The organism is Pseudomonas sp. P1_F7 (genome assembly GCF_056405655.1).
Map to the genome: position 1 here is coordinate 42,567 of NZ_JBFUBR010000029.1, position 25,082 is coordinate 67,648.

At 57.3% G+C, this 25,082-nt stretch carries 20 protein-coding genes and 1 tRNA gene; 12 read left to right on the forward strand and 9 right to left on the reverse strand.

Annotated features, from left to right (window positions below; all coding sequences use genetic code 11):
- Positions 1-96: 96 nt before the first annotated feature.
- From AC1D1M_RS30075 to AC1D1M_RS30090, 4 genes are all read left to right on the forward strand, one after another.
- Positions 97-2,019 carry a PrkA family serine protein kinase gene (locus AC1D1M_RS30075; protein ID WP_007993203.1) on the forward strand — a complete coding sequence of 641 codons (1,923 nt, stop codon included), beginning with the start codon at positions 97-99 and terminating at the stop codon, positions 2,017-2,019.
- A gap of 203 nt (positions 2,020-2,222) precedes the next feature.
- On the forward strand, positions 2,223-3,494 hold the full coding sequence (locus AC1D1M_RS30080; RefSeq protein ID WP_007993202.1) for a YeaH/YhbH family protein: 1,272 nt from the start codon (positions 2,223-2,225) through the stop codon (positions 3,492-3,494).
- Complete coding sequence (locus tag AC1D1M_RS30085) at positions 3,491-5,053, forward strand: SpoVR family protein (RefSeq protein ID WP_477778493.1); 1,563 nt, start codon at positions 3,491-3,493, stop codon at positions 5,051-5,053. Before AC1D1M_RS30080 ends, AC1D1M_RS30085 begins: the two co-directional genes overlap by 4 nt.
- Positions 5,054-5,116: 63 nt before the next feature.
- The gene (locus AC1D1M_RS30090) at positions 5,117-6,346 is read left to right on the forward strand and encodes a multifunctional CCA addition/repair protein (protein ID WP_477778494.1); all 1,230 of its coding nucleotides are present in this window, start codon (positions 5,117-5,119) and stop codon (positions 6,344-6,346) included.
- A gap of 71 nt (positions 6,347-6,417) precedes the next feature.
- Here the strand turns inward: AC1D1M_RS30090 and folK are convergent, their stop codons facing one another.
- Positions 6,418-6,936 (reverse strand): 2-amino-4-hydroxy-6-hydroxymethyldihydropteridine diphosphokinase, encoded by a 519-nt coding sequence (gene folK, locus AC1D1M_RS30095; RefSeq protein WP_477778495.1) that lies wholly within the window; start codon positions 6,934-6,936, stop codon positions 6,418-6,420.
- Positions 6,927-7,283 carry a dihydroneopterin aldolase gene (gene folB / locus AC1D1M_RS30100; RefSeq protein WP_111285655.1) on the reverse strand — a complete coding sequence of 119 codons (357 nt, stop codon included), beginning with the start codon at positions 7,281-7,283 and terminating at the stop codon, positions 6,927-6,929. The genes folK and folB overlap by 10 nt, the downstream gene beginning before the upstream one ends.
- A gap of 74 nt (positions 7,284-7,357) precedes the next feature.
- Between folB and plsY the strand changes: the two genes are divergently transcribed.
- Positions 7,358-7,927, forward strand: coding sequence for a glycerol-3-phosphate 1-O-acyltransferase PlsY (plsY, locus tag AC1D1M_RS30105; protein ID WP_007993197.1), 570 nt, complete (start codon positions 7,358-7,360; stop codon positions 7,925-7,927).
- Between the two features lie 23 nt (positions 7,928-7,950).
- On the opposite strand, the gene tsaD is transcribed toward plsY, so the two are convergent.
- Entirely contained in the window at positions 7,951-8,976 is a 1,026-nt protein-coding gene (gene tsaD, locus AC1D1M_RS30110; RefSeq protein WP_477778496.1) for a tRNA (adenosine(37)-N6)-threonylcarbamoyltransferase complex transferase subunit TsaD, read from the reverse strand.
- A 199-nt stretch (positions 8,977-9,175) separates the two neighbouring features.
- Here tsaD and rpsU point away from each other — a divergent pair, with 199 nt between their 5' ends.
- From rpsU to AC1D1M_RS30135, 5 genes are all read left to right on the forward strand, one after another.
- A complete protein-coding gene (gene rpsU, locus AC1D1M_RS30115; RefSeq protein WP_002551877.1) occupies positions 9,176-9,391 on the forward strand; it encodes a 30S ribosomal protein S21 in 216 nt (71 codons plus the stop codon).
- Positions 9,392-9,871: 480 nt separating this feature from the next.
- Positions 9,872-11,839 (forward strand): DNA primase, encoded by a 1,968-nt coding sequence (gene dnaG, locus AC1D1M_RS30120; protein ID WP_477778497.1) that lies wholly within the window; start codon positions 9,872-9,874, stop codon positions 11,837-11,839.
- Between the two features lie 67 nt (positions 11,840-11,906).
- On the forward strand, positions 11,907-13,754 hold the full coding sequence (rpoD, locus tag AC1D1M_RS30125; protein WP_477778498.1) for an RNA polymerase sigma factor RpoD: 1,848 nt from the start codon (positions 11,907-11,909) through the stop codon (positions 13,752-13,754).
- A 122-nt stretch (positions 13,755-13,876) separates the two neighbouring features.
- Positions 13,877-17,623 (forward strand): bifunctional diguanylate cyclase/phosphodiesterase, encoded by a 3,747-nt coding sequence (locus tag AC1D1M_RS30130; protein WP_477778499.1) that lies wholly within the window; start codon positions 13,877-13,879, stop codon positions 17,621-17,623.
- Positions 17,624-17,638: 15 nt separating this feature from the next.
- Positions 17,639-17,715: transfer RNA gene (locus tag AC1D1M_RS30135), tRNA-Ile, on the forward strand.
- A 599-nt stretch (positions 17,716-18,314) separates the two neighbouring features.
- On the opposite strand, the gene merR is transcribed toward AC1D1M_RS30135, so the two are convergent.
- Positions 18,315-18,713: an Hg(II)-responsive transcriptional regulator gene (merR, locus tag AC1D1M_RS30140; protein WP_477778500.1), complete on the reverse strand. Its 399-nt coding sequence runs from the start codon at positions 18,711-18,713 to the stop codon at positions 18,315-18,317.
- 165 nt (positions 18,714-18,878) lie between these two features.
- Here merR and AC1D1M_RS30145 point away from each other — a divergent pair, with 165 nt between their 5' ends.
- Together AC1D1M_RS30145 and AC1D1M_RS30150 are read left to right on the forward strand one after the other, a co-directional pair.
- A complete protein-coding gene (locus AC1D1M_RS30145) occupies positions 18,879-19,097 on the forward strand; it encodes a GDCCVxC domain-containing (seleno)protein (protein ID WP_477778501.1) in 219 nt (72 codons plus the stop codon).
- Between the two features lie 435 nt (positions 19,098-19,532).
- Positions 19,533-19,895, forward strand: a complete 363-nt coding sequence (locus tag AC1D1M_RS30150; protein WP_477778502.1) for an NUDIX hydrolase — start codon at positions 19,533-19,535, stop codon at positions 19,893-19,895.
- A gap of 233 nt (positions 19,896-20,128) precedes the next feature.
- Here the strand turns inward: AC1D1M_RS30150 and AC1D1M_RS30155 are convergent, their stop codons facing one another.
- The 5 genes from AC1D1M_RS30155 to AC1D1M_RS30175 form a co-directional block, all read right to left on the reverse strand.
- Positions 20,129-20,452: a hypothetical protein gene (locus AC1D1M_RS30155; protein WP_477778503.1), complete on the reverse strand. Its 324-nt coding sequence runs from the start codon at positions 20,450-20,452 to the stop codon at positions 20,129-20,131.
- Positions 20,453-20,675: 223 nt separating this feature from the next.
- The gene (locus tag AC1D1M_RS30160; protein WP_477778504.1) at positions 20,676-20,948 is read right to left on the reverse strand and encodes a hypothetical protein; all 273 of its coding nucleotides are present in this window, start codon (positions 20,946-20,948) and stop codon (positions 20,676-20,678) included.
- Between the two features lie 614 nt (positions 20,949-21,562).
- Positions 21,563-21,817 (reverse strand): DUF1652 domain-containing protein, encoded by a 255-nt coding sequence (locus AC1D1M_RS30165; protein ID WP_477778505.1) that lies wholly within the window; start codon positions 21,815-21,817, stop codon positions 21,563-21,565.
- Between the two features lie 415 nt (positions 21,818-22,232).
- Positions 22,233-22,487 (reverse strand): hypothetical protein, encoded by a 255-nt coding sequence (locus AC1D1M_RS30170; protein ID WP_477778506.1) that lies wholly within the window; start codon positions 22,485-22,487, stop codon positions 22,233-22,235.
- A gap of 521 nt (positions 22,488-23,008) precedes the next feature.
- Entirely contained in the window at positions 23,009-24,460 is a 1,452-nt protein-coding gene (locus tag AC1D1M_RS30175; protein ID WP_477778507.1) for a multiheme c-type cytochrome, read from the reverse strand.
- Positions 24,461-25,082 lie beyond the last annotated feature (622 nt).

Consider the following 25,082-nt stretch of genomic DNA (forward strand, 5'->3'; position numbering starts at 1 on the left):
GAGTTCTGGGGGGTAAACAGCAACCGCCTGTTCGGTTGCTGCCAGCATCGACTGAATGATCCGGCGTCGGCTCCACGTATCGAGCGAGGTGACGTCATGAGTATCTTTAGCCACTTCCAACAACGCTTCGAGTCCACACGCCAGGAAGAACTCTCTCTGCAAGAGTACCTGGAGCTGTGCAAAAAGGACCGCAGCGCCTACGCTTCCGCCGCCGAGCGTCTGCTGCTGGCCATCGGAGAACCGGAGCTGCTCGACACCTCGACCAACTCGAGACTGTCGCGAATCTTTTCCAACAAGGTGATCCGCCGCTATCCGGCCTTTGAAGACTTCCACGGGATGGAAGAATGCATCGACCAGATCGTGTCGTATTTCCGCCACGCCGCTCAGGGCCTGGAAGAAAAGAAACAGATTCTCTACCTGCTCGGCCCTGTTGGTGGCGGTAAATCGTCCCTGGCCGAGAAGCTCAAGCAACTGATGGAAAAAGTGCCCTTCTATGCCATCAAGGGCTCGCCGGTTTTCGAGTCGCCCCTGGGTCTGTTCAACGCCACCGAAGATGGCGCGATCCTCGAGGAAGACTTCGGCATTCCACGGCGCTACCTCAACACCATCATGTCACCATGGGCCACCAAACGCCTGGCCGAATTCGGCGGCGACATCAGCCAGTTCCGCGTGGTCAAACTCTATCCGTCAATCCTCAACCAGATCGCGGTGGCCAAGACCGAACCGGGCGATGAAAACAACCAGGACATCTCAGCACTGGTGGGCAAGGTCGATATCCGCAAGCTGGAAGAATTCCCACAGAACGACGCCGATGCCTACAGCTACTCGGGCGCACTGTGCCGGTCCAACCAGGGCCTGATGGAATTCGTCGAAATGTTCAAGGCACCGATCAAGGTGCTGCACCCACTGCTGACCGCCACCCAGGAAGGCAACTACAACAGTACCGAAGGCCTCGGCGCGATTCCGTTCACCGGCATCCTGCTGGCCCACTCCAACGAATCGGAGTGGCACACCTTCCGCAACAACAAGAACAACGAAGCCTTCATCGACCGGATCTACATCGTCAAAGTGCCGTACTGCCTGCGGGTCAGTGACGAAGTGAAGATCTACGACAAGCTGCTGTTCAACAGTTCGCTGGCCAAGGCGCATTGCGCACCGGATACCCTGAAGATGCTGGCTCAGTTCACCGTGCTCTCGCGCCTCAAGGAGCCGGAAAACTCCAACATCTACTCGAAGATGCGCGTGTATGACGGCGAGAACCTCAAGGACACCGATCCGAAAGCCAAGTCGATCCAGGAATACCGCGACAACGCCGGTGTCGATGAAGGCATGAACGGTCTCTCCACCCGGTTCGCGTTCAAGATCCTGTCGAAAGTGTTCAACTTCGATCCGCACGAAATTGCCGCCAACCCGGTGCATCTGCTCTACGTGCTGGAACAACAGATCGAACAGGAACAGTTCCAGGCGGAGACCCGCGAACGCTATCTGCGCTTCCTCAAGGAGTACCTGGCACCGCGCTACATCGAATTCATCGGCAAGGAGATCCAGACAGCCTACCTCGAGTCCTACAGCGAGTACGGCCAGAACATCTTCGATCGTTATGTGCTGTACGCCGACTTCTGGATCCAGGACCAGGAATACCGAGACCCGGAAACCGGAGAAATCCTCAATCGCGTAGCGCTGAACGAAGAACTGGAGAAAATCGAAAAGCCGGCCGGCATCAGCAATCCGAAGGATTTCCGCAACGAAATCGTCAACTTCGTCCTGCGTGCCCGGGCCAACAACAACGGCAAGAACCCGACCTGGCTCAGCTACGAAAAACTGCGGGTGGTCATCGAGAAGAAAATGTTCTCCAACACCGAGGACCTGCTGCCAGTCATCAGCTTCAATGCCAAGGCCAGCAAAGAGGACCAGCAAAAACACAACGACTTCGTCACACGGATGGTCGAGCGGGGCTACACCGACAAACAGGTACGACTACTGTCCGAGTGGTACCTGCGGGTCAGAAAATCACAATAACCCGCTGCCGGTCAGACCGGTTGTCGTCAGCCAGAGACCTGTGTGGGCTTTTCTGTTACACAGGCCTCTGGAAGGTGTTCGAAAGTCGGTAGCGAGTTCAGGCAGCATCCAAAGCGCTTGGGGGAGCGTTCAATATCCCTCGGCTCTCGGTTCGATGCTGTATCACCGCTCGCCCCTTTCAGGACAGCTTCTAAGGAGCAGTCATGAGCTATGTGATCGACCGACGTCTCAATGGCAAGAACAAAAGCACGGTGAACCGCCAGCGGTTTCTGCGGCGCTACCGTGATCACATTAAAAAGGCTGTCGAAGAGGCGGTCAGCCGGCGCTCCATTACCGATATGGAACACGGCGAACAAATCAGCATTCCCGGCCGCGACATCGACGAGCCGGTGCTCCACCACGGTCGCGGCGGCAAGCAAACGGTCGTGCACCCGGGCAACAAGGAATTCACCAGTGGCGAACATATCGCCCGTCCACCGGGAGGCGGTGGCGGTCGAGGCCCCGGCAAGGCCGGCAATTCCGGCGAAGGGATGGACGAATTCGTCTTCCAGATCACCCAGGAAGAATTCCTCGAATTCATGTTCGAGGATCTCGAACTGCCCAACCTGGTCAAGCGCAACCTGACCGGCACCGACACCTTCAAGACCGTGCGAGCAGGGATCAGCAACGAGGGCAACCCGTCGCGGATTAACATCATTCGTACCCTGCGCTCAGCCCACGCCCGGCGGATCGCCCTGTCCGGCAGCAGCCGGGCAAAACTGCGCGAAGCCAAGGAAGAACTTCTTCGACTCAAGCAGGAAGAACCGGACAACTTCGGCGATATTCAGGAAATCGAAGCAGAAATCGAAAAACTCAGTGCGCGCATTCACCGCATACCGTTTCTCGACACATTCGACCTCAAGTACAACCTGCTCATCAAGCAACCCAACCCCAGTTCCAAGGCTGTGATGTTCTGCCTGATGGACGTGTCCGGCTCGATGACCCAAGCGACCAAGGACATCGCCAAACGCTTCTTTATCCTGCTTTACCTGTTTCTCAAGCGGAACTACGAAAAGATCGACGTCGTGTTCATCCGTCACCACACCAGCGCCCGCGAAGTGGATGAAGAGGAATTTTTCTACTCCCGGGAAACCGGCGGCACCATCGTCTCCAGCGCCCTGAAACTGATGCAGGAGATCATGGCCGAGCGTTATCCGAGCAACGAGTGGAACATCTACGCCGCCCAGGCCTCCGACGGTGACAACTGGAACGACGACTCGCCGATCTGCCGCGACATCCTGATCAACCAGATCATGCCATTCGTGCAGTACTACACTTACGTTGAGATCACTCCGCGCGAACACCAGGCCCTGTGGTTCGAATACGAGCGCATCGCCGAAGCCTTTTCCGACACTTTTGCCCAGCAACAACTGGTCTCGGCCGGGGATATCTATCCGGTCTTCCGTGAACTCTTCCAGCGCAGGTTAGTGACATGACCGCCAAAGAGCAGAAGCGCCAACCCATTTCCACCGGCTCCGAATGGACATTCGAGCTGATCCAGGCCTACGACCGCGAAATCAGTCGCCTGGCGGCTCGTTACGCACTCGACACGTATCCCAACCAGATCGAAGTGATCACCGCCGAGCAGATGATGGACGCCTACGCCTCTGTCGGTATGCCGCTGGGTTATCACCATTGGTCATATGGCAAACACTTCCTCAGCACGGAGAAATCCTATACTCGCGGGCAGATGGGGCTGGCCTACGAGATCGTGATCAACTCGGACCCTTGCATCGCTTACCTGATGGAAGAAAACACCATCTGCATGCAAGCGCTCGTCGTTGCGCATGCCTGCTACGGGCACAACAGCTTTTTCAAAGGCAATTACCTGTTCCGCACCTGGACCGACGCCAGTTCGATCATTGATTACCTGGTATTCGCCAAGCAGTACATCATGCAGTGCGAGGAGCGCCACGGCATCGACGCGGTGGAGGATTTGCTCGACTCCTGCCACGCGCTAATGAACTACGGCGTCGACCGCTACAAACGCCCCTACCCGATTTCCGCTGAAGAAGAACGGCGCCGGCAAAAGGATCGGGAAGAGCATTTGCAGAAGCAGATCAACGATTTGTGGCGCACCATTCCAAAAGGCGCTGACAAGTACAGCGACAAGGACAATGCACGCTTCCCCGCCGAACCTCAGGAAAACATCCTGTACTTCATCGAAAAACACGCTCCGCTACTGGAGCCGTGGCAGCGGGAAATCGTGCGGATCGTGCGCAAGATCGCCCAGTATTTTTATCCACAGCGTCAGACCCAGGTGATGAACGAGGGTTGGGCCACTTTCTGGCACTACACCCTGATGAATGACCTGTACGACGAAGGCCTGGTCACCGACGGCTTCATGATGGAATTCCTGACATCCCATACCAGCGTGGTCTTTCAGCCGGGCTTCGACAGCCCTTACTACAACGGAATCAACCCCTACACACTCGGGTTTGCCATGTACCGGGACATCCGGCGCATGTGCGAAGAACCCACCGACGAGGATCGCCGCTGGTTCCCGGAAATTGCCGGCACCGACTGGCTGGCAGCCATCAAGTTCGCCATGAGCAGCTTCAAGGATGAAAGCTTCATCCTGCAATACCTGTCGCCGAAGGTGATCCGTGACCTGAAGCTGTTCAGCATTCTCGATGACGACCAGAAGGACGACCTGCTGGTGCCGGCCATTCACGATGAAGGTGGCTACCGCATCATCCGTGAAACTCTCGCGGCACAGTACAACCTGGGTAATCGCGAGCCCAACGTGCAGATCTACAGCATCGACCGGCGTGGTGATCGCTCCCTGACCCTGCGTCACCAGCAACACGACCGCAAACCGCTGGGGGACTCGACCGAAGAAGTGCTCAAACACCTGCACCGCCTCTGGGGCTTCGACATTCACCTGGAAACCCTGCAAGGGGAAACCGTGATGAAAACCCACCATGTGCCGCCCAGAAGCGAGCACAGCGAAGGTGATTACGGCCGCCTGGACCTGGCCGTCATCCATCTTTGATCCGGTTTGCGCCTCCGAAAGCTCGATGCAACGGTTATCCTGTCGAGCTAACGGAGGTTTTTTATGCGTATTTATAAAGTCGGCGGTGCAGTACGCGATCGCCTGCTGGGCAACCCGGTCACCGATATCGACTGGGTCGTGGTTGGCGCCACTACCGAAGAAATGCTCGCCAAGGGCTTTCGCCCGGTGGGTGCGGATTTCCCGGTGTTCCTTCATCCAAAAAGCGGTGAGGAATACGCCCTCGCCCGCACCGAGCGCAAAAGCGGGCGCGGTTACGGCGGGTTCACATTTCACGCCAGCCCTGAAGTCAGCCTCGAAGAGGACCTGATCCGCCGCGACCTGACCATCAATGCCATGGCCGAAGACGATCAGCAGAACCTGACCGACCCATACCACGGCCAACGCGATCTCGAAGCGCGCCTGTTGCGTCATGTTTCCCCGGCATTTGCCGAAGATCCGCTCCGGGTCCTGCGTGTAGCCCGCTTTGCGGCGCGTTATGCGGCGCTGGGCTTTACCGTCGCCCCGGAAACCCTGGAACTGATGCGACAACTCAGCGAGTCAGGCGAGCTTGAGGCGCTGACCCCGGAGCGCAGCTGGAAGGAAATTTCCCGCGCCCTGATGGAAGATCAGCCACAGGTGTTTGTTGAGGTTTTGCGCGCATGCGACGCACTCAAGGTACTGATGCCAGAGGTCGACGCGCTGTTTGGCGTTCCGCAACCACCAGCCCACCACCCGGAAATCGATACTGGCGCGCATACCCTGAGCGTTTTGCAGCAAGCAGCACGGCACAAACAGCCGCTGACCGTGCGCTGGGCCTGCCTGCTGCACGACTTGGGCAAGGGCCTGACGCCGGAGGAAGAATGGCCGCGGCACATTGCCCACGAGTTCAAGGGCCTGAAGCTGATCAAAGCGATCAATGAACGCTTCAAGGTGCCGAGAGACTGCCAGGAACTGGCGCTGCTGGTGGGCGAGTACCACACCCACGGGCATCGCGCCCTTGAGCTGAAGCCATCGACATTGCTGGAATTGCTGCAAAGTTTCGACATTTACCGTCGGCCACAGCGGTTCGAAGAGTTCATCGCGGCATGCGAGATGGATGCGCGTGGGCGCGAAGGACTGGAAGAAAGAAGTTATCCACAGGCGGATTATTTGCGCGGCGCGGCAACCGCTGCTCGTAGCGTGGCGGTTCAGCCGTTGCTGGAGAAAGGCTTCAAGGGGCCGGAACTGGGGGAGGAGATCAAGCGTGAACGGCTGAAGGCGTTGAAGGCTTACAAACAGGCGGCGCCTGCCTGAAAAGCTTAGCGAGCAAGCCCGCTCCCACAGGGTTAGCGCAAACCTGTGGGAGCGGGCTTGCTCCAGTCAGATCACATCAAATCTGAAGGTGTCAGTTGCTCACCGCGCCATTCGAAAGCCACCGGCGCCAGCACCTGATCGATCTGCGATTCGGCCCACAACGTTGCGAAACTTTTACCTACGCCCGGGTGCACCCGATCCGGCGCTATCAACGACAACGGCCACAGAACGAAGGCATTTTTCAGAATTTCTGCCCGCGGCAGGATCAAACCGTCGAAGTTGCCCGCCAGCTCACCGAACAACAACACATCAATATCCAGCGGCAAACCTCGGCGATCCGGGGCGTAACGGCCGTTATCCGCCTCGATGAACTTCAACCGACGATCGAGCTCCATCAACGACAGATCGGTATACGCCGACACCACGAAATTGAAGAACGGCCCGCTCTTGATACCGACTGGCTGGCTTTCGAACACCGCTGAACAGCGGATATCGACAAGGAACGCCGCCAAAGCATCGAGCCCCGCCCGCAAATGGGTTTCACGCTCGATATTGCTACCGAGCCCAAGGTACACCTGAGTCAGCGACATCCGCGCTCGATCTCCACGCCCACACCGCCGGTGGCAGCCGGGATGGCGCCGGGTTTGGTCAGCTTCAGGCGCACCCAGGTGATCTTGAATTCGCTCATCAGCACTTCAACCAGACGCTCGGCAAAGGTTTCGACCAGCTGGAATTGCGCCTGCTCGGCAAACGCCTGGATGCGCGAGGAAACACTGGCGTAGTCGAGCGCCAGGGTCAGGTCATCACCGGCTGCGGCCGGGCGATTATCCCAGGCGAAGCTCAGATCAAGACGCAAGCACTGTCGGATGCCTCGCTCCCAGTCGTAGGCACCAATCACCGTGTCGACTTCCAGGCCCTCGATAAACACTCTGTCCAAGCACTTCTCTCCGCTACACGACAAGGGCGCAATGCGCCGTTAGAATCAGGGCTTCCTCGCCCGGAATAGTTAGCATGTTTTGGTTACTGGCGATCCTCGCCTACCTGCTCGGCTCTCTGTCCTTTGCCATTTTGCTCAGCCGCCTGACCGGTAACCCCGATCCGCGAATGAGTGGCTCGGGCAATGCCGGTGCCACCAACATGTTGCGCCTGGCCGGCAAGAAACTCGCCATCCTGACCCTCCTCGGCGACCTTTGCAAAGGCCTGCTGCCGGTACTGATTGCACGTCTTGCGGGTCTTTCGCAGCAGGAACAGGCCTGGATCGGCGTCTATGCCGTCATCGGCCATCTGTTTCCGTTGTACTTTCGCTTTCGCGGCGGCAAGGGTGTCGCCACCGCTGCCGGCATGTTGCTGGGGCTGTACCCGCCCGCAGCCCTTCTGGCGGTCTGCGCCTGGCTCTTGACGTTCTACCTGACCCGCACCAGCTCCCTGGCCGCCCTCATCGCCACACCGCTGACCCTGCCGCTACTGGCCTGGCAAGAACCGGCCGCCCTGCTGCCCATGAGCACGCTCACCGGGCTGATTGTCTGGCGTCATCGCGGCAATCTACGCGACCTGTTTGCCGGGCGCGAACGGCATTTTTAATTGCCGGGCATGAGCGCTGCTAATCACAACGCCGACAATTGCTCCATCGGCCAACGCGCCTGCACACTGATCGCCAGGCTTTCCTGCTGACCGGCCTGCAAGCGCTGGCAGCCGGCAAAGGCGATCATCGCGCCGTTATCGGTGCAGAACTGCGGACGGGCATAAAACACATCGCCCTTCATATCGCCGAGCATTTTCTCCAGAGAAGTGCGCAACGCCTTGTTGGCACTGACGCCCCCTGCGATCACCAGGCGCTTCATGCCGGCGACTTTCAGGGCGCGCTTGCACTTGATGGTCAAAGTCTCCACCACGGCCTGCTGGAACGCCAGCGCGATGTCGCATTGGGCTTGCTGGCCGTCGTCCCCGGCTCTGACACACTGTTGCCAGGTGTTCAACGCAAAGGTTTTCAGGCCACTGAAGCTGAAATCCAGGCCCGGGCGGTCACACATCGGACGCGGAAAGACGAAACGTCCTGCAACGCCCTGCTCTGCAAGGCGAGCGATCTCTGGTCCGCCCGGATAATTGAGGCCCATCATCTTGGCCGTCTTGTCGAAGGCCTCGCCAGCGGCGTCATCCAGGGTCTCACCCAGAAGCGTGTACTGACCAATTCCATCGACCTGAACCAGTTGCGTATGGCCACCCGACACCAACAAAGCGACGAACGGGAATTCCGGCGGTTGCGACTCCAGCATTGGTGCCAGCAAGTGGCCTTCCATGTGATGCACGCCAAGGGCCGGAATGCCCCAGGCAAAGGCCAGCGCCTGAGCACAGGAAGCCCCTACCAGCAACGCGCCCACCAGGCCAGGACCCGCGGTGTAGGCGATCGCATCGATCTCGGTCGGCACGCAGTCGGCCTCGGCCAACACCTGACGAATCAAGGGCAGCATGCGTTTGACGTGATCGCGAGAAGCCAGCTCCGGCACCACGCCGCCATAGGCGCGGTGCAGGTCGATCTGACTGAACAGCGCGTCGGCCAGCAGGCCGCGTTCACTGTCGTAAAGTGCGACACCGGTTTCGTCGCAGGAGGTTTCTAATCCCAGTACTAGCATGGGTTTGCGCCTTGTTTAGGCTGAATTCGAAGGCGCGCATAATAGTCGTCGCGTGATGCCCCGACCAGCGGTTTTCGATCAGAGGCTTTGCATTCCGAGCGTTGAGGGGTTAACATCCGCAACCCTTAAAAACCGACGTCTTCAAGTGCTCTTTTGCCGCGAGGATGTTGACCCCGGTAATGAATGAAGGTAGCTCTGGATGCCAGCCGTCAAAGTAAAAGAGAACGAACCCTTCGACGTAGCTCTGCGTCGTTTCAAGCGCTCCTGCGAAAAAGCCGGTGTACTGGCTGAAGTTCGTAGCCGCGAATTTTACGAGAAGCCAACTTCTGAGCGTAAGCGCAAAGCAGCAGCCGCTGTTAAGCGTCACGCCAAGAAAGTTCAGCGCGAACAGCGCCGCGCCGTTCGTCTGTACTAATACACAGACGATCGTAGCAAGCTTCTGCCAAGCCCGGCCCTCAGCCGGGCTTATGGCATTTGCGTAAAACGCTTGATGCTTCACCGTCAAAGCCGCAGACGCGACCGAGACAAATCTGCTTCACCGCGTCAGACCTGGCTCTTTTGCCAGCGGTGCACGTCTTTTCTGACGAGCCTTTCAAGGCTACTGACGAGCACACCCACTGATTCCTCTCACGACGATCAGCCCAAGGCACCTGCTTGCGTGCCAAATGATGAGCCATCCGAGGCCGATGATTGGCCGCAGCGGATTCAGCGCAACACATTCAAACAGTCGAATACTGATTGGCATTAACGTCAGTGGATTTTCGGCAGATACACTTCCCGACAGCGATTACGCAGACGACACTGGTCGAGCCGCACACTTTGCGCGCCTCAAGCAATGACCGCGTTCGGTCGCCGTACGTTTCGGGTTCCTTTCAGCGCAGATGACGAGAACGCCATGGCCGGGCTAATTCCCCAGAGCTTCATTGACGACCTTCTGAACCGCACCGACATCGTCGACGTGGTCAGCTCGCGCCTGCAATTGAAAAAGGCCGGCAAGAACCACACCGCCTGCTGCCCGTTCCACAAGGAAAAGACTCCGTCGTTCAGCGTCAGCCCCGACAAGCAGTTCTATTACTGCTTCGGCTGCGGCGCTGGCGGCAACGCCCTCGGCTTCATCATGGACCACGACAACCTGGATTTCGTCCAGGCCGTCGAAGAACTGGCCAAAGCCGCCGGCATGGAAATCCCCCGCGAAGAAAGCGGCCGCCCGCACAAACCGCGGCAGCCGACCGATTCGCCGCTGTATCCGCTACTCAGCGCCGCTGCCGACTTTTATCGCCAGGCCCTGAAAAGCCATCCATCGCGCAAGGCCGCCGTGGACTACCTGAAAGGGCGCGGGCTGACCGGCGAAATCGCCAGGGACTTCGGCCTCGGCTTTGCTCCACCCGGCTGGGACAACCTGTTCAAACACTTGAGCAGCGATATCCTGCAACAAAAAGCCATGATCGATGCCGGCCTGCTGATCGAAAACGCCGAAAGCGGTAAACGTTACGACCGCTTCCGCGACCGCGTGATGTTCCCGATCCGCGACAGTCGCGGGCGTGTCATTGCCTTTGGCGGCCGGGTATTGGGCGACGACAAGCCGAAATACCTGAACTCTCCGGAAACCCCGGTTTTCCATAAAGGCCAGGAACTCTACGGCCTGTACGAAGCGCGCAAGACCAATCGCAACCTCGACGAGATCATCGTCGTCGAGGGTTATATGGACGTCATAGCCCTGGCCCAGCAAGGCCTGCGCAATGCCGTCGCGACCCTGGGCACCGCCACCAGCGAGGAACACCTCAAGCGGCTGTTTCGCGTCGTGCCCAGCGTGCTGTTCTGCTTCGACGGCGATCAGGCCGGCCGCAACGCTGCATGGCGGGCGCTGGAGGCAACACTTTCGAGCTTGCAGGACGGTCGTCGTGCACGCTTTCTGTTCCTGCCTGAAGGCGAAGACCCGGACACCCTGGTCCGCTCCGAAGGCACCGACGCCTTCCGCGCACGGATCAACCAGCATGCGCAGCCGTTGGCCGATTATTTCTTCCAGCAACTGACGGAAGAAGCCGACCCGCGCTCGCTCGAGGGCAAGGCCCACATGGCCACCCTCGCCGCGCCGCTGATCGACAAAGTCCCGGGCGCCAACCTGCGCACCTTGATGCGTCAGCGCCTTAGCGAAATCACCGGCCTTAGCGGCGAAGCGGTGAGCCAACTGGCACAAAGCGCCCCGCAAGAAGCACCGCCGGCCTACGATCCGGGCATCGATTACGACGCGATGCCCGATTACAGCGACTATCATCAGCCGCAGGCACAGGAAATGTATGTGCCGCAGCAGGAATGGACGCCGAAGAAACCCGGTGCAGGAGGCAAGAAATGGGACAAGAAACCGTGGGACAAGAATGGCAAACGGGGCGGTGATCGCGATCAACCCCGCGCGCCACGGGTGCCCGCCGCCGTAGAACCGCCGACCCTCGCCGCCTTGCGCACGCTGCTGCATCACCCGCAACTGGCCGAAAAAGTCGAGGATGCCGGGCACTTCGCCGCCGAGGATCACACCAACACGCAATTGCTGGTGGCGCTGCTCGAAGCCGTGCAGAAGAATCCCAAGCTAAACTCAATTCAACTGATTGCGCGTTGGCACGGCACAGAACAAGGCCGTTTGCTCAAAGCCCTGGCGGAAAAGGAATGGCTGATTGACGGAGATAACCTTGAACAACAGTTTTTCGACACCATTACTAGCTTGTCAGCCCGCCAACGCGAGCGAAATCTGGAACAACTTCTTAGAAAAGCGCGTCAAAGCGAATTGTCCAGCGAAGAGAAAAATCAACTGCGCGACCTCTTGAGTCGCAATGTTTCCGCATCAAACCCGACCTCAACTGGCGCGTGAGGTCATAGCTCAGGTATAATCCTCGGCTTGTTTTTTGCCCGCCAAGACCTTCAGTGGATAGGGTGTTATGTCCGGAAAAGCGCAACAGCAGTCTCGTATCAAAGAGTTGATCACACTTGGTCGTGAGCAGGGCTACCTGACTTACGCGGAGGTCAACGACCACCTGCCGGAGGATATTTCAGATCCGGAACAGGTGGAAGACATCATCCGCATGATCAATGACATGGGGATCAACGTATTCGAGGTTGCGCCAGATAAGGATTCCCTTATGCTGGCCGACGCCGATACCGACGAAGCCGCAGCCGAAGAGGCCGCTGCAGCGTTGGCTGCGGTCGAGACCGACATTGGTCGCACTACCGACCCGGTGCGCATGTATATGCGCGAAATGGGTACGGTGGAGCTCCTCACTCGTGAAGGCGAAATCGAAATCGCCAAGCGTATTGAAGAGGGCATCCGTGAGGTGATGAGCGCAATCGCGCACTTCCCCGGCACGGTTGATCATATTCTCTCCGAGTACACCCGCGTCACCACCGAAGGTGGTCGCCTGTCCGATGTCCTGAGCGGTTATATCGACCCGGACGATGGCATCGCGCCGCCTGCGGCAGAAGTGCCGCCGCCGATTGACGCAAAAGCCGTCAAGGCGGATGACGATTCCGACGACGAAGACGGTGAAGCCTCGGATGACGAGGAAGAAGCCGAAAGCGGTCCGGATCCGATCATCGCTGCACAGCGCTTCGGCGCTGTGGCCGATCAGATGGAAATCACCCGCAAGGCGCTGAAAAAGCACGGTCGCAACAACAAGGCAACGATTGCCGAGCTGTTGGCCCTGGCCGAGCTGTTCATGCCGATCAAACTGGTGCCGAAGCAATTCGAAGGCCTGGTCGAGCGTGTTCGCAGTGCCCTGGATCGCCTGCGTCAGCAAGAGCGCGCAATCATGCAACTCTGCGTTCGTGATGCACGCATGCCGCGTGCCGACTTCCTGCGCCAGTTCCCGGGCAACGAAGTCGACGAAAGCTGGAGTGACGCCCTGGCCAAAGGCAAAGGCAAATACGCTGAAGCCATTGGTCGTCTGCAGCCGGACATCATCCGTTGCCAGCAGAAACTGACCGCGCTGGAAACCGAAACAGGTTTGACCATCGCTGAAATCAAGGACATCAACCGTCGCATGTCGATCGGTGAGGCCAAGGCCCGCCGCGCGAAGAAAGAGATGGTTGAAGCCAACTTGCGTCTGGTGATCTCGATCGCCAAGAAGTACACCAACCGTGGCCTGCAATTCCTCGATCTGATCCAGGAAGGCAACATCGGCTTGATGAAAGCGGTAGACAAGTTCGAATACCGTCGCGGCTACAAGTTCTCGACTTATGCCACCTGGTGGATCCGTCAGGCGATCACTCGCTCGATCGCCGACCAGGCCCGCACCATCCGTATTCCGGTGCACATGATCGAGACGATCAACAAGCTCAACCGCATTTCCCGCCAGATGCTGCAGGAAATGGGTCGCGAACCGACCCCGGAAGAGCTGGGTGAACGCATGGAAATGCCTGAGGACAAAATCCGCAAGGTATTGAAGATCGCAAAAGAGCCGATCTCCATGGAAACCCCGATCGGTGATGACGAAGACTCCCATCTGGGTGACTTCATCGAAGACTCGACCATGCAGTCGCCAATCGATGTTGCAACCGTTGAGAGCCTAAAAGAAGCGACTCGCGAAGTGCTGTCCGGCCTCACTGCCCGTGAAGCCAAGGTACTGCGCATGCGCTTCGGTATCGACATGAATACCGACCACACCCTCGAGGAGGTTGGTAAGCAGTTCGACGTGACCCGTGAGCGGATTCGTCAGATCGAAGCCAAGGCGCTGCGCAAGCTGCGCCACCCGACGAGAAGCGAGCATCTGCGCTCCTTCCTCGACGAGTGATACCAGAACCCCCGGCCCAGGCCGGGGGTTTTGTTTTATGGCAGATTAATATCTCCGCACCTCCCCTCCGCCCTGTAGCCGTCTACACTCGAAACATTCCCCAGAGCCATAACGAGACCGTTATGCCCAGACTGCCGACCGTGCTTTTTTTGCTGTCGCTGATGACCTGGACCGCAACGGCTGGCGCGCTGACTCTCACTGACGATGAACGTAGCTGGCTGGCGGCTCACCCGGACTTGCGCCTGGGTGTCGATGCGTCGTGGCCGCCTTTCGAGTTTCGTGACGATGAGGGCCGCTACCAGGGTCTTGCCGCGGATTACATCGAAGTCATCCGCAAAAGGCTGGCAACCCGGCTCACGCCCATCGAACCGGTGAGCTGGACCGCAGTTCTGGAACAAGCCAAAAAGGGCAAACTGGACCTGCTGCCGGGCATCATGTCGACCCCGGAACGCCAGRAATACCTGTCGTTCACCCGCCCCTATCTGGACTTTCCAATTGTCATCCTGGCCCATGTCGGGGGCCCACAGCCACATAACCTGCAAGACCTGTACGGCCTGAAAATCGCCGTGGTGGAAAACTACGCCCCCCACGAACTGCTGCGCACCCACAATCCCGACTTGAACCTGGTGGCGATGCCCAACGTCAGCTCCGCGCTGCGGGCGCTGGCCACCGACGAAGTGGATGCAATGGTGGGCGATCTGGCTTCCAGCGTCTGGAGCCTGCGCCAACTCAAGCTCGATGGGTTGTATGTCAGCGGTGAAACTCCCTATCGATATCAACTGGCCATGGCTGTACCTCGCGACAACAAGATGCTGGTTGGCATTCTCGACAAAGTCCTGGCGGACATGAGCCCCGCCGAAATCAGCGCCATTCAGGAGCATTGGGTCGGCAACGTCCTCGATCATCGGACTTTCTGGAATGACCTGTTGGTGTATGGCCTGCCCGGATTGCTGCTGCTGACTACCGTGCTGGCGGTGGTTATCCGCATCAACCGCCGCTTGAGCTCGGAAATCGCCCGCCGGGTCGACCTTGAACAGGAACTGCGCAGCAGCGAATACCACTACCGCGGCCTGGTGGAGAGCCTGTCGGCCATCGCCTGGGAAGCAAAAGTCGCCGACTACACCTACAGCTATGTATCGCCCCACGCCGAAGACCTTCTCGGTTATCCCCTGTCCCATTGGCTGATTCCAGGCTTCTGGCGCAACATCATTCACCCCGCCGACCTGACCCGCGCCCAGACCTTCTGCGATCACGAAGTGCTGGCCGGGCGCGATCACCGCCTCGATTACCGGGTGATCACCGCCGATGGCCGCTGCCTGTGGGTGCGCGATATCGTCAGCCTGATCGAACACGGGCATGAACCGCTGATGCGCGGGTTGATGATCGACATCACCGACGCCAAGCGCACCGAGGAAGCGCTGCGCCTGTCGGAACAGAAGTTTGCTTCCGTGTTCCAGCAATGCCCGGACATTCTGGTGATCGCGCGCCTGAGCGACGGTTGCCTGCTGGAAGTCAACGAAGCGTTCGAAGAACAGATCGGCCTCAAGGCCGAGGACGTCATTGGCCAGACCGCCACCGACCTGAACATCTGGGGGATTCCCGGTGTTGGGCCGGGCCTGTTGCAACGCTTGCAGGCCGGCAGCATCCGCAACCTGGAAATGCCCTTTCGTCGCAGCAACGGCCAGGTGTTTACCGGGCTGATCTCCGCCGAACCGTTCAATCTCGACATGACACCGGCGCTGGTGGTCGTGGTGCGGGACATCACCCAGCTCAAGGAAACCCAGCAGCAACTGCAAACTTCCGAAGAAAAATTCGCCAAAGCCTTCCATGCCTCCCCCGACGGCTTGCTGCTGTCTCGGCAAAGCGATGGATTGCTGTTGGAGGTCAACGAGGGTTTTAGCCGCCTCACCGGGTTCAACAGCGCCATGTCGGTGGATCGTTCGGCGCTGGACCTGGGGATCTGGGTCAACCTCAATGAACGCAAGCAAATGCTCGACCTGCTGCACCGCGACGGTTTTGTCCGCGATTTCAGCTGCCATATCCGCCGCAGCGACGGGCAGATTCGCCTCTGTGAAGTGTCCAGCCGTCCGCTGCCGATTGGCGATGAGGACTGCATGCTGACCATCGCCCGGGACATCACCGAGCGGCACCTGATGCAGGAAAAACTGCAACAGGCCGCCACCGTGTTCGAAAGCACCGCCGAAGGCGTGTTGATCACCGATACCCAACAGCACATCAGCGCAGTCAACCGTGCGTTCACCGAAATCACCGGTTACAGCGAAAGCGAAGCCTTGGGCCACACGCCGCGCCTGCTCGCCTCGGGCCTGCATGACAGCGCGTTCTATGCGGCCATGTGGCATCAACTGACCGCCGAAGGCCACTGGCAAGGCGAGATTTCCAATCGACGCAAGAATGGCGAGCTGTATCCAAGCTGGCTGACTATCAGTGCCGTGCGCAACCGGGACAAGTTCATCACCCACTTTGTCGCGGTGTTTGCCGACATTTCCAGCCTCAAACATGCCCAGGCCAAACTCGACTACCAGGCGCACCACGACCCGCTGACCGGCCTGCCGAACCGCACGCTATTCGAAAGCCGCTTGTTGACGGCGCTCAACAGCCAGCAGGAAAACGGCGGCCAGGGCGCTGTGCTGTTCCTCGACCTTGACCGCTTCAAGCACATCAATGACAGCCTCGGCCACCCGGTCGGCGACCTGCTGCTCAAGGGCATTGCCGTACGTCTAAAGGAGCAGCTGCGCGATATCGACACCGTAGCGCGCCTGGGCGGTGACGAGTTCATTATCCTGCTGCCGGGCCTGCAACAATCCAGCGATGCCGACCACATCGCTACCAAATTGCTCAATTGTTTCGCCGCGCCGTTCCAGGCCGGCGAACACGAGTTTTTCATCAGTGCCAGCATCGGCACCAGCCTCTATCCGAAGGATGGCTGCGACGTTGCCACACTGATCAAGAACGCCGACGCCGCGATGTACCGCTCCAAGGCCAAGGGCCGCAACCGTGTCGAAAGCTACACCCGCGACCTCACCGCCCAGGCCAGCGAACGCGTGGCGCTGGAACACGAACTGCGCCGCGCCATCGAACGCAATGAGTTGCACCTGTGCTACCAACCGAAAATCAGCCTCGAAGACTACAGCCTGGTCGGCGCCGAAGCCCTGATCCGCTGGCGCCACCCGACCTTTGGCGACGTGCCGCGGGAACACTTCATCCCGCTGGCTGAAGAAAACGGCATGATCCTGCAAATCGGCGACTGGGTCCTGGAAACCGCCTGCCGGCAGATGGCCGATTGGCACCGGCTGTACGGAAGTCCCGGCCCGCTATCGGTCAACCTTGCCGGTGCCCAATTGCGCCAACCCAACCTGCTGGGCCGTATCGAGCAGTTGCTCAAGGACAACGGCCTCAACCCCGGTTTCCTGCAACTGGAAATCACCGAAAACTTCATCATGAGCCAGGCAGAAGAAGCGCTGGCGGTGCTGCATCAACTCAAACATCTGGGTGTGCAACTGGCTATCGATGACTTCGGCACCGGCTACTCGTCCTTGAGTTACCTCAAGCGTCTGCCGCTGGACATCCTCAAGATCGACCAGTCCTTCGTCCGCGGCCTGCCGGACGACCCCCACGACGCGGCGATCGTACGCGCCATCATCGCGCTCGGACGCAGCATGCAATTCACCGTGATTGCCGAAGGGGTCGAGACCCTGGCGCAACAACAATTCCTCGCCGCCGAGGGTTGCGAGCAAATCCAGGGCTACATCGTCAGCCTGCCCCTGACAGCGGACGAGTTTGCCGCGACATTTCTTCGTACAACCGTAATGGCTTTTTCAGATGGCACAGCCGCGAAACCGTCGTTATAATCCGCGACCTACTGAGGGCCTATAGCTCAGTTGGTTAGAGCAGAGGACTCATAATCCTTTGGTCCACGGTTCAAGTCCGTGTGGGCCCACCAAACAAATCAATGGGTTAGGTAGATTCTGCCTAGCCCATTTTTGTTGAACCCGGAAAATATTCCCCGTTCGCTCCCCGTTTTATCCAACACTACCCCTCAGCAGCACGACTCTCAGCAGTACCGCCAAGCAGACGGCGACTGCGCTGCGAGAGTCTGCGTTTCGTGTTACTCGGCTGGTGCTGACAAGGAAAATCAGGAGCATTCTTTGCCGCGAGCTCCTCAGACGCTTAGTTCGCCCGGAACAGACCAGTAGCTGGCGCAACGATAGTCAGCGGGGCCGCCGATGCGTGCTACAGACCATTTGTCTCATTTAGACAAAAAATCTACGAATTAATGCGAGAAGGTTTTCCGGAGCGGTCTTTGAAGCGAAGGCTCCAGACTTTTGCCCCGCCCCCTCCCTAGGGCCTCTGTCAAGCAGCACCAGTGAATCGCCCCGTTTCGTAGGCAGCCTTGATCGTCAGCTCAGGCTGCTCAGTATCGATCGTGACCGGCACAAATCGGCAAGAAGCGGTCATTCCTGACCACTAGCAAGCGGCCTTACGATTGCACTGCATGGGTTGCTGGCCTGACGCCTGTGCATGATGCCCTGCAACCAGGCATCACTCCCTGTTCAGCACATCGATRATAGGGCAAGCGGCCCGGCCGTCGCTTGCATCACACTCCTGCACCAGTCCGCCCAGCACCTGCCGCATTGCGGCAAGGTCGGCCATCTTTTGCTCGATCAGGGCCAGTTTGCGCACGGCCAGTGCTCGAGTCTCGCGACAAGTGCAGGCCGCATCCAGTGTCAGCAGTGCGCCCACTTCATCCAGCGTGAATCCCAGCGCCTGCGCCCTCTTGATGAAGCGCAACCGTTTGAGCTGCTCCGGTAGATAGCACCGATAACCGCTGAGCGGCTTTGGCGGCTCATCCAGCAAACCGCGTCGCTGGTAATAGCGAATCGTCTCGATATTCACCCCGGCAGCTTCCGCCAACTTGCCGATACTCAGCCCTGTCGCCATCACACGCCCCTTGATTCTGTACCCGGGTACGGAGTGTAGAGTGACTTTAGGTTAGATCGATTCAATGGAGAAAACGATGGCACAACAGATCGGCGGGTCCTGAGGCGTTGACCAAGGCGACGATGAATGCGGGTTATCCCTCCACCGTGCACAAATGAGGCAACCATGAGCGCCGTCATCCTCGAATCCGTGTTGACCTGCCCACATTGCGGTTTCGCCAAGCAGGAAGCCATGCCCACGGACGCCTGCCAGTTCTTCTACGAGTGTGGCAATTGCAAAACCCTGCTGCGCCCGAACCCTGGTGACTGCTGTGTGTTCTGTTCGTTTGGCACGGTGAAGTGCCCGCCGCTCCAGGAGCAACTCGGATGCTGTAGTACGGATTGACCTGTGTTTATTCGGTTTGTCAGACGCCCCTGAAGCGCCTCAAACCGTGGTCATGGGAGGTCAGTATCATGTGGAGTCGCCCCCTGATGCTCGTGGTTGTCTACCTGACTATCACCCTCTGTATCGGCTGGTTGTATACCATTGCTCTCCTGTATTGGCTTTGATCCAATTGGTGACGATCGGTCGGTCCGCATTTGGTGTCGTTTCCGGCAGGTAGCTTTGTCCCGATCACAATCGTTGGGGAGTCGTTGCGATGGGTCGATTGCAGCCCTTATGAAGCGGTCATTCGCTAAGCCCCAATCAAAATCACTCACTCCTAAGACAATCTGGCACTTTTTTGAGTTTGGCTGGCTCTAAACTCTGCGTTCGTCGATAAACGCGCCTTGAAGATGACATTTTTATTACAATTTAATGACATGCCTTCCGGGTCAAAAGATGAAAGTCAGAGCTACAGTCATTTGCGAGAGAGATAGGCATATCTTGCTCGTTCGCAAACCGAAGTCAAAATGGACTTTGCCTGGTGGTAAAGTAGAAACTGGCGAAGCTATCGTTGGAGCTGCTGCTCGAGAACTCCAAGAAGAAACCGGGCTAAATGTTGATCAGCTCCTGTACATTTTTGAGTTCGATGCAGGCAACACACGCCACCATGTTTTTGAAGCCTCTGTCCCAGATGCCGAAAACGCTACGCCTCAAAACGAGATCATCGAGTGCATTTGGCATTCTCTGAACACGTTTCATGACTCAGACACAAGCGATGCTACGAAATCGATTGTCAGATCATTTCTACGTCGCCTTTAACCCCCCCATGGATCGTTCTGGTTCGCACAAAGGTTAATCGTCTCTTCGCATCATTCTGAGTGCCCGCAATGGGTTGAATGCTGCTCTTCGCAGCAGGCTGGTTTCGACCCTAAGCAAAAGACAATAATCGGTAATTTTCTGCTCTTCGCGAGCGACGTCTATGGGTCGTTGACTACGGATTAAAAATGACCGAAAGCAGATCATCCAGTAGCAATGCTGGAAGTGAAGATAGATTAATTGCACTCTTCGAAATAAGACTCTATAGCCCGGTCTTTGGTGAGTATATAGTCCTCTACCCAAACTTTTGTTTCTGCGTCAGCTGTCGCATTATAAATATCTTTCATTCCGTACGCTTCATAATCGCCTATCAAAGTGTCCCCCTCGCTCGGGTCGTTCCCTCCGAACCACTCAAGAAGTGCATAGCCTTGATTGGTCTGTACAATGTAATGACTACATCCTGTTTTGTAATACACTACTACTCCTTTTGCCGCGCTGACAAATGGAGAAAAAAAGGCTAGAAGTGTTAAAAACATGACCGAAACTACGCGATTTTTCATAAATATCGAAACTCCAGCGGGCTAAAATTCTGACCTAGGCGTAAAGCTGTTGCGGAGGGCGCAGGCTGCGACGCTTGAGATATCGGTAGGCAGATAAGACGTTATTGTCCATGGCGGTAAGTCCTTTTACGTGCACGTGGGTTTTTGTTGCCTTTGAGGCCGGTAGCTGGCGATTAAGCTATAGGCCAGCCCCGCTCGAGGCTTTTCAGGTGAGGTAACCAGGTTATTTACAACTGAATTGAACTTCAGCGCCAGCATACGAAGAGTAAGGGTCATAGGGCTTCGCAGAGGAGCTCTGTACAAATAGCTGTTTGCCCTGTTTTTTACAAAATGCGGAAGACTCTTTCAATATTTCTACTTTCACTGAGCTACCGTTATAGGCCATCGCATCCTCCTTTTCATAAACGTAGTTGCCGCCGCCAAGATCAACGATGCCAGAGTTTGTCGTGCAGCCGGACAATGCGAGCAGAGCAACTGAAGAGATAAGTATTCGCATATTCCCCTCAAAAATTTAATGGCCTAATTCAAGTGGATGACACATCTGGCGTAGTCTATTCCGCCGTTTGTGACTGATATCGCTCCTTGCTCAATGCGTATCTCCTTGTTCGGTTTGATTGGCGTGTCAGTTGCGCGACATGAGGCGAAGATGAATCGTCACATAACTGTGTACACAATAGTGGCACATCGGCAACCTGTCCAAGATATGCATCTGCCCGATTTTCGCCTGTCGCCACCGTCAGCTATGGGTCGTTTTCAGCCGGTCGCCACAGGCAGAAACCGGCCGATTCTGTTGAAAAAGTCGCTCTGACCAAACTGCCTGATCATTGACTGGCGAAAACGCCTTTTTTGCACGCTGCTACGTGAAATCCGAGTCCGGATGTCTCTGCCAAATGTAAAAATTCCAATCTCGGACGCGTACTTTTCTGATCCGCAAACCATGGTCGACTTTTTCAACAGAATCGGCCAAAAGCGGACGCTCCCGAGTACCTACATAATAAGGGGCGATTCATTGTTCTAAATGGCACAGTCTTTCAGACACGAGTCGTCAGCTTTTCGGTTGACAAGGTCAGTGGTAATAGCCCTCCCTCATCCGAGGCGATACAACCTTTGCTATATCGCTAACACCACCGTGCCCGTCGCTTGGTGCGCTGCCATTTCAGAGCGAAGCTCACCAATCAAATTTGCAATGGCTCGGCTGGACGTCAGTTGGCTGGTCGTGACCGCAGTGGCCAGGAGAGAGACTCGGCCAGAGGTAGAATCGAACACCTTGATCATCAGTGATCCGTCCGGATTGACTGAGCAGGTGCACGAGAGCGGCTGGAATCCACATTCAATAATGTGGCGAAGCTCAAGCGTGGAGATCATGACTCACGTCCATAGGGACAGGAGAATGGGATCTAGCCTAATAATAATAGCTACTGATATTCAATGTAGAGGGCTGAGATCACATCTCGTTACATCATCTCCACGATGACCGCTAGGGGGCGGTTTCAGGCGGTCGTGGAAGGCAGAAATCGGCTGTGGATTCAAGCTTGATCGAATCAACGAATGGCTTGGCGAGGAGGTAGTGAAGTTCAAGCCCATTGAAACCGATGCGTAGCCTCAAACGGGCCGGCCTTCAAGATGAATTCTGTGAGTTTGCGATTTTGGATACTCATTGCAGATTCCTCCCGGTTCGATCAATCCGCATCCCTAGTTTCGTGCGCTGCCCAGCGCGGGGTGAACTTTGAAGCACAAGTCCTCAGCAGTCTCCCCCTGAAGCAGCACCATCTGTTCGGCCCTAGGTTCGGGATACTGGGCTACCTTTTTGTACGGCCTCCGCTTCGGCGTTTTGCACCGTGCTTTGAATATAGCCATACAGCTCCACGCAGGCATCGTTATACGCTTTGAGTGCCTTATCGGCCGCTTCACGGGCGGCGGGCAAGTCTTCGGGAGCGGCCACTTCGCGGGCCACCAATGCCTCATACCAAGCTGCTTCGGCTATCTGTACCGGTCGTAGGCCGGGCTTGAGGTGTTCGCTGTCGATCATCGGCATGACGGGGTTCCTTTCAGTTCGTTGTTCGTAACGCGGTGGTACTCGCTTGGCCAAAGTCACGCAGAGCGTACCCCTGTCGACCAGCCTGTCAGTTGTCGGGCCAGATACGGCACACTTTTAGCTGCGCAGCATCGATGTTCAGGCTGGCCCCGATCACTGCGCGTGGTTCGTAGACAAAAAATCAGCGGGGCTCTCATCTACTTTTACCGGACTCGTCAGAGCACTGCTCCAAGGGTCAACTCCATCGCCACTACAGTGGACAACACCAGCATAATCACCAACGCGATAAACATCAGGCTCAACTCAGCGAACTGCTTATAAAGGGGCATTGGCCGTTTCGTGATTCGAGCGATTGATCTATCAGTGGAAGCCATCACCAATTCTCACTTTTGCGTGGAACACCTAATTGATCCAGAAGGCGTACATCAGGATCGCCGACAAGATGAACAGCGCGCCGATCAGGGCGAACAGCCGACTGGTGGCTGGTGATACCGTCACAACCACCGTGTGAACATATGCCGCTAGGGTTGGGACGCAGTGATCGGGGACAGGGGTACGCTCTGCGTGATCTTGGCCATCTGGGTGACTTCCACCTGCACCTTATCCTTGCCGAGCAGGTAGTCGGCCAGCTTCTGCGAAAACGGCCAGTAGTTCAGTTCGGCCGTCAGGGTCAGCGGCCCGACGGCGTCGGCCGGCACCAGGAAGGAGAACTCCCCGATATCGTAGCCCTTGGGCAGAATGCGGTTGTCCGAGAGAATCTGCGTGGCATTCCAGACCTCGACGTCCAACGGATTGCCGTCCTTGTCGCCTATGTGCACTTTGAAGTTTCGCGTGTTGGCCTCGGTCTTGCCGTCCTTGATCGCACCCAGGCGATAGAGCTCGCGACCACTGGCATCCAGCACCCGGAAATCGATCCACATCTCCCGTCCCTCCGGAAAACCGGTCGGCAGTTTGTGCCCGGCGCCGACGTTGGCAACTTTGACCGCTACCGAGGTGTATTGCCCGGGAATGATGGCGGCCGGCGGTTGCTGGAAGGTTATTTCCGCCGCGCGCGCGAGCATGTCGCGCGCGCGTTGCGCGCCCTCTTCCTGACCGAGATGCTTGAGCATCATCGCGTTGGCGCCGCTGAACCAATGCGAGGCGACCCCCTCGCGGTCTGGCCCCATGATCGCGGCCTTGCCCGCAAATCTCGGCATGTGGCAGCTCTGGCAGGTGACATTGTTAAGGCTGTAGGCGCTCTCCTGCCATTCGTCATAAGTGCGCTCGACCGCCACACTGCTGAAGGGGTGCGTGACGTTGTGGCAGGTGCCGCAAAAGTCCGAACGCGTGTGCAGAGCGGAATACACGGTGTCGTGATAAGGCGAAACGGCATCCCTGCGCGGGCCGAACTTGGTCGGTTTGCCGTGTGCTCGCGGACTCAGGACATAGGCTCCGTTGTCGAGGCCCGTGCGGGCACTGATGTTGTGGCAGGTCTCGCAATCGACCCCGGGCATCGGATGATTCTTCGCACTGTCCTCAATCGAGGAGCGATTGACTTGCGAAGTGATCTGCCCGGTCGTGAGACCGATCGGGGTATGGCAGCCGGTGCAGAAGTTATCGACCTTGCCCTCGGTGGCCGAACTCGCACGTTTGAGCAAGGCTCGATAGATGGGTTCATCCCAGGCCTGGGACATCATCGACGAGCGCCACTGCTTGTAGATCTCCGTATGGCAAGCGCCACAGACCTGGGCATTGTCGAAATCTTTCACATTCAATACCAGGTTGCCGGGGGTATTGGCCCGATGCGGAAAGAACGGCATCGCGCCAGTCACGCGCATGAGCCTGGAGCGTGCCGGCTCCAGCCACTTCTCGTTAGCTTGATGGTCATTGCCCTGAGGTTCGTCGGCCACCCCCAGCGTCACCGTCAGCAGGCAGGCCAGAAAGCACAACCGGTGCAGCGCTACCTGCGCACACGTATGTCTGGAGTGGCTCATAAGCATTTTCCCTGGACGGTGGCAGAGGATGACTGCAGTACTTCCATTGAGTAGCCAGGAGTATTGGTTACATGCAATCACTCAATGGGGTACTTACAGCTCCACTGTTTCCCGACTCTGCACCTTTGATGAACAGGACATACTCACTCAGCAATTGCCTTGCCAGCCCCGCAACAAAATATGTCGAATTACCTGGGAGACCAGTAAACATTAGTCAGCGCTTGAAATTTTAAGTTAATGGAGACGCGTACTCTGCTGGGGGAATCGCACCCATTAGTGGGGAAATTCACTCCGAAATCGGGAGAGGGGGAGAACAAAAGCATTTCAGCAGCGCTACAGACCCAAGGCTTGCAGCCAAGCGTCTTTCACTCAAATGGCTTGATTATTACCTTATTGTTCCTACGAACTCATGATTTTCGCAGTTCCTAACTTAGCAAGCAGCAGTATAATAAAAATAGCGGTTATGGGAGGTGTGTCATGTGGAGTCACCCTCTGTTGCTTGCGGTTATCTACCTTACTATCACCCTCAGCATCGGCTGGTTGTTTTCCAACGCTATCCTGTATTGGCTTTGATCCAATGGAAAAAATGAATAGAACCCGATTCTGTATGCACGCCCGAAGG

What these genes read in the sequence shown, in the direction of transcription:
- AC1D1M_RS30170 (WP_477778506.1), bottom strand. Translation starts at nt 22,487, where the DNA reads ATGCCGATGATCGACAGCGAACACCTCAAGCCCGGCCTACGACCGGTA.
- AC1D1M_RS30085 (WP_477778493.1), top strand. Translation starts at nt 3,491, where the DNA reads ATGACCGCCAAAGAGCAGAAGCGCCAACCCATTTCCACCGGCTCCGAA.
- rpoD (WP_477778498.1), top strand. Translation starts at nt 11,907, where the DNA reads ATGTCCGGAAAAGCGCAACAGCAGTCTCGTATCAAAGAGTTGATCACA.
- folK (WP_477778495.1), bottom strand. Translation starts at nt 6,936, where the DNA reads ATGTCGCTGACTCAGGTGTACCTTGGGCTCGGTAGCAATATCGAGCGT.
- AC1D1M_RS30150 (WP_477778502.1), top strand. Translation starts at nt 19,533, where the DNA reads ATGAAAGTCAGAGCTACAGTCATTTGCGAGAGAGATAGGCATATCTTG.
- AC1D1M_RS30155 (WP_477778503.1), bottom strand. Translation starts at nt 20,452, where the DNA reads ATGAAAAATCGCGTAGTTTCGGTCATGTTTTTAACACTTCTAGCCTTT.
- AC1D1M_RS30075 (WP_007993203.1), top strand. Translation starts at nt 97, where the DNA reads ATGAGTATCTTTAGCCACTTCCAACAACGCTTCGAGTCCACACGCCAG.
- tsaD (WP_477778496.1), bottom strand. Translation starts at nt 8,976, where the DNA reads ATGCTAGTACTGGGATTAGAAACCTCCTGCGACGAAACCGGTGTCGCA.
- AC1D1M_RS30165 (WP_477778505.1), bottom strand. Translation starts at nt 21,817, where the DNA reads ATGATCTCCACGCTTGAGCTTCGCCACATTATTGAATGTGGATTCCAG.
- dnaG (WP_477778497.1), top strand. Translation starts at nt 9,872, where the DNA reads ATGGCCGGGCTAATTCCCCAGAGCTTCATTGACGACCTTCTGAACCGC.
- AC1D1M_RS30090 (WP_477778494.1), top strand. Translation starts at nt 5,117, where the DNA reads ATGCGTATTTATAAAGTCGGCGGTGCAGTACGCGATCGCCTGCTGGGC.
- AC1D1M_RS30145 (WP_477778501.1), top strand. Translation starts at nt 18,879, where the DNA reads ATGAGCGCCGTCATCCTCGAATCCGTGTTGACCTGCCCACATTGCGGT.
- rpsU (WP_002551877.1), top strand. Translation starts at nt 9,176, where the DNA reads ATGCCAGCCGTCAAAGTAAAAGAGAACGAACCCTTCGACGTAGCTCTG.
- AC1D1M_RS30080 (WP_007993202.1), top strand. Translation starts at nt 2,223, where the DNA reads ATGAGCTATGTGATCGACCGACGTCTCAATGGCAAGAACAAAAGCACG.
- plsY (WP_007993197.1), top strand. Translation starts at nt 7,358, where the DNA reads ATGTTTTGGTTACTGGCGATCCTCGCCTACCTGCTCGGCTCTCTGTCC.
- AC1D1M_RS30160 (WP_477778504.1), bottom strand. Translation starts at nt 20,948, where the DNA reads ATGCGAATACTTATCTCTTCAGTTGCTCTGCTCGCATTGTCCGGCTGC.
- AC1D1M_RS30175 (WP_477778507.1), bottom strand. Translation starts at nt 24,460, where the DNA reads ATGAGCCACTCCAGACATACGTGTGCGCAGGTAGCGCTGCACCGGTTG.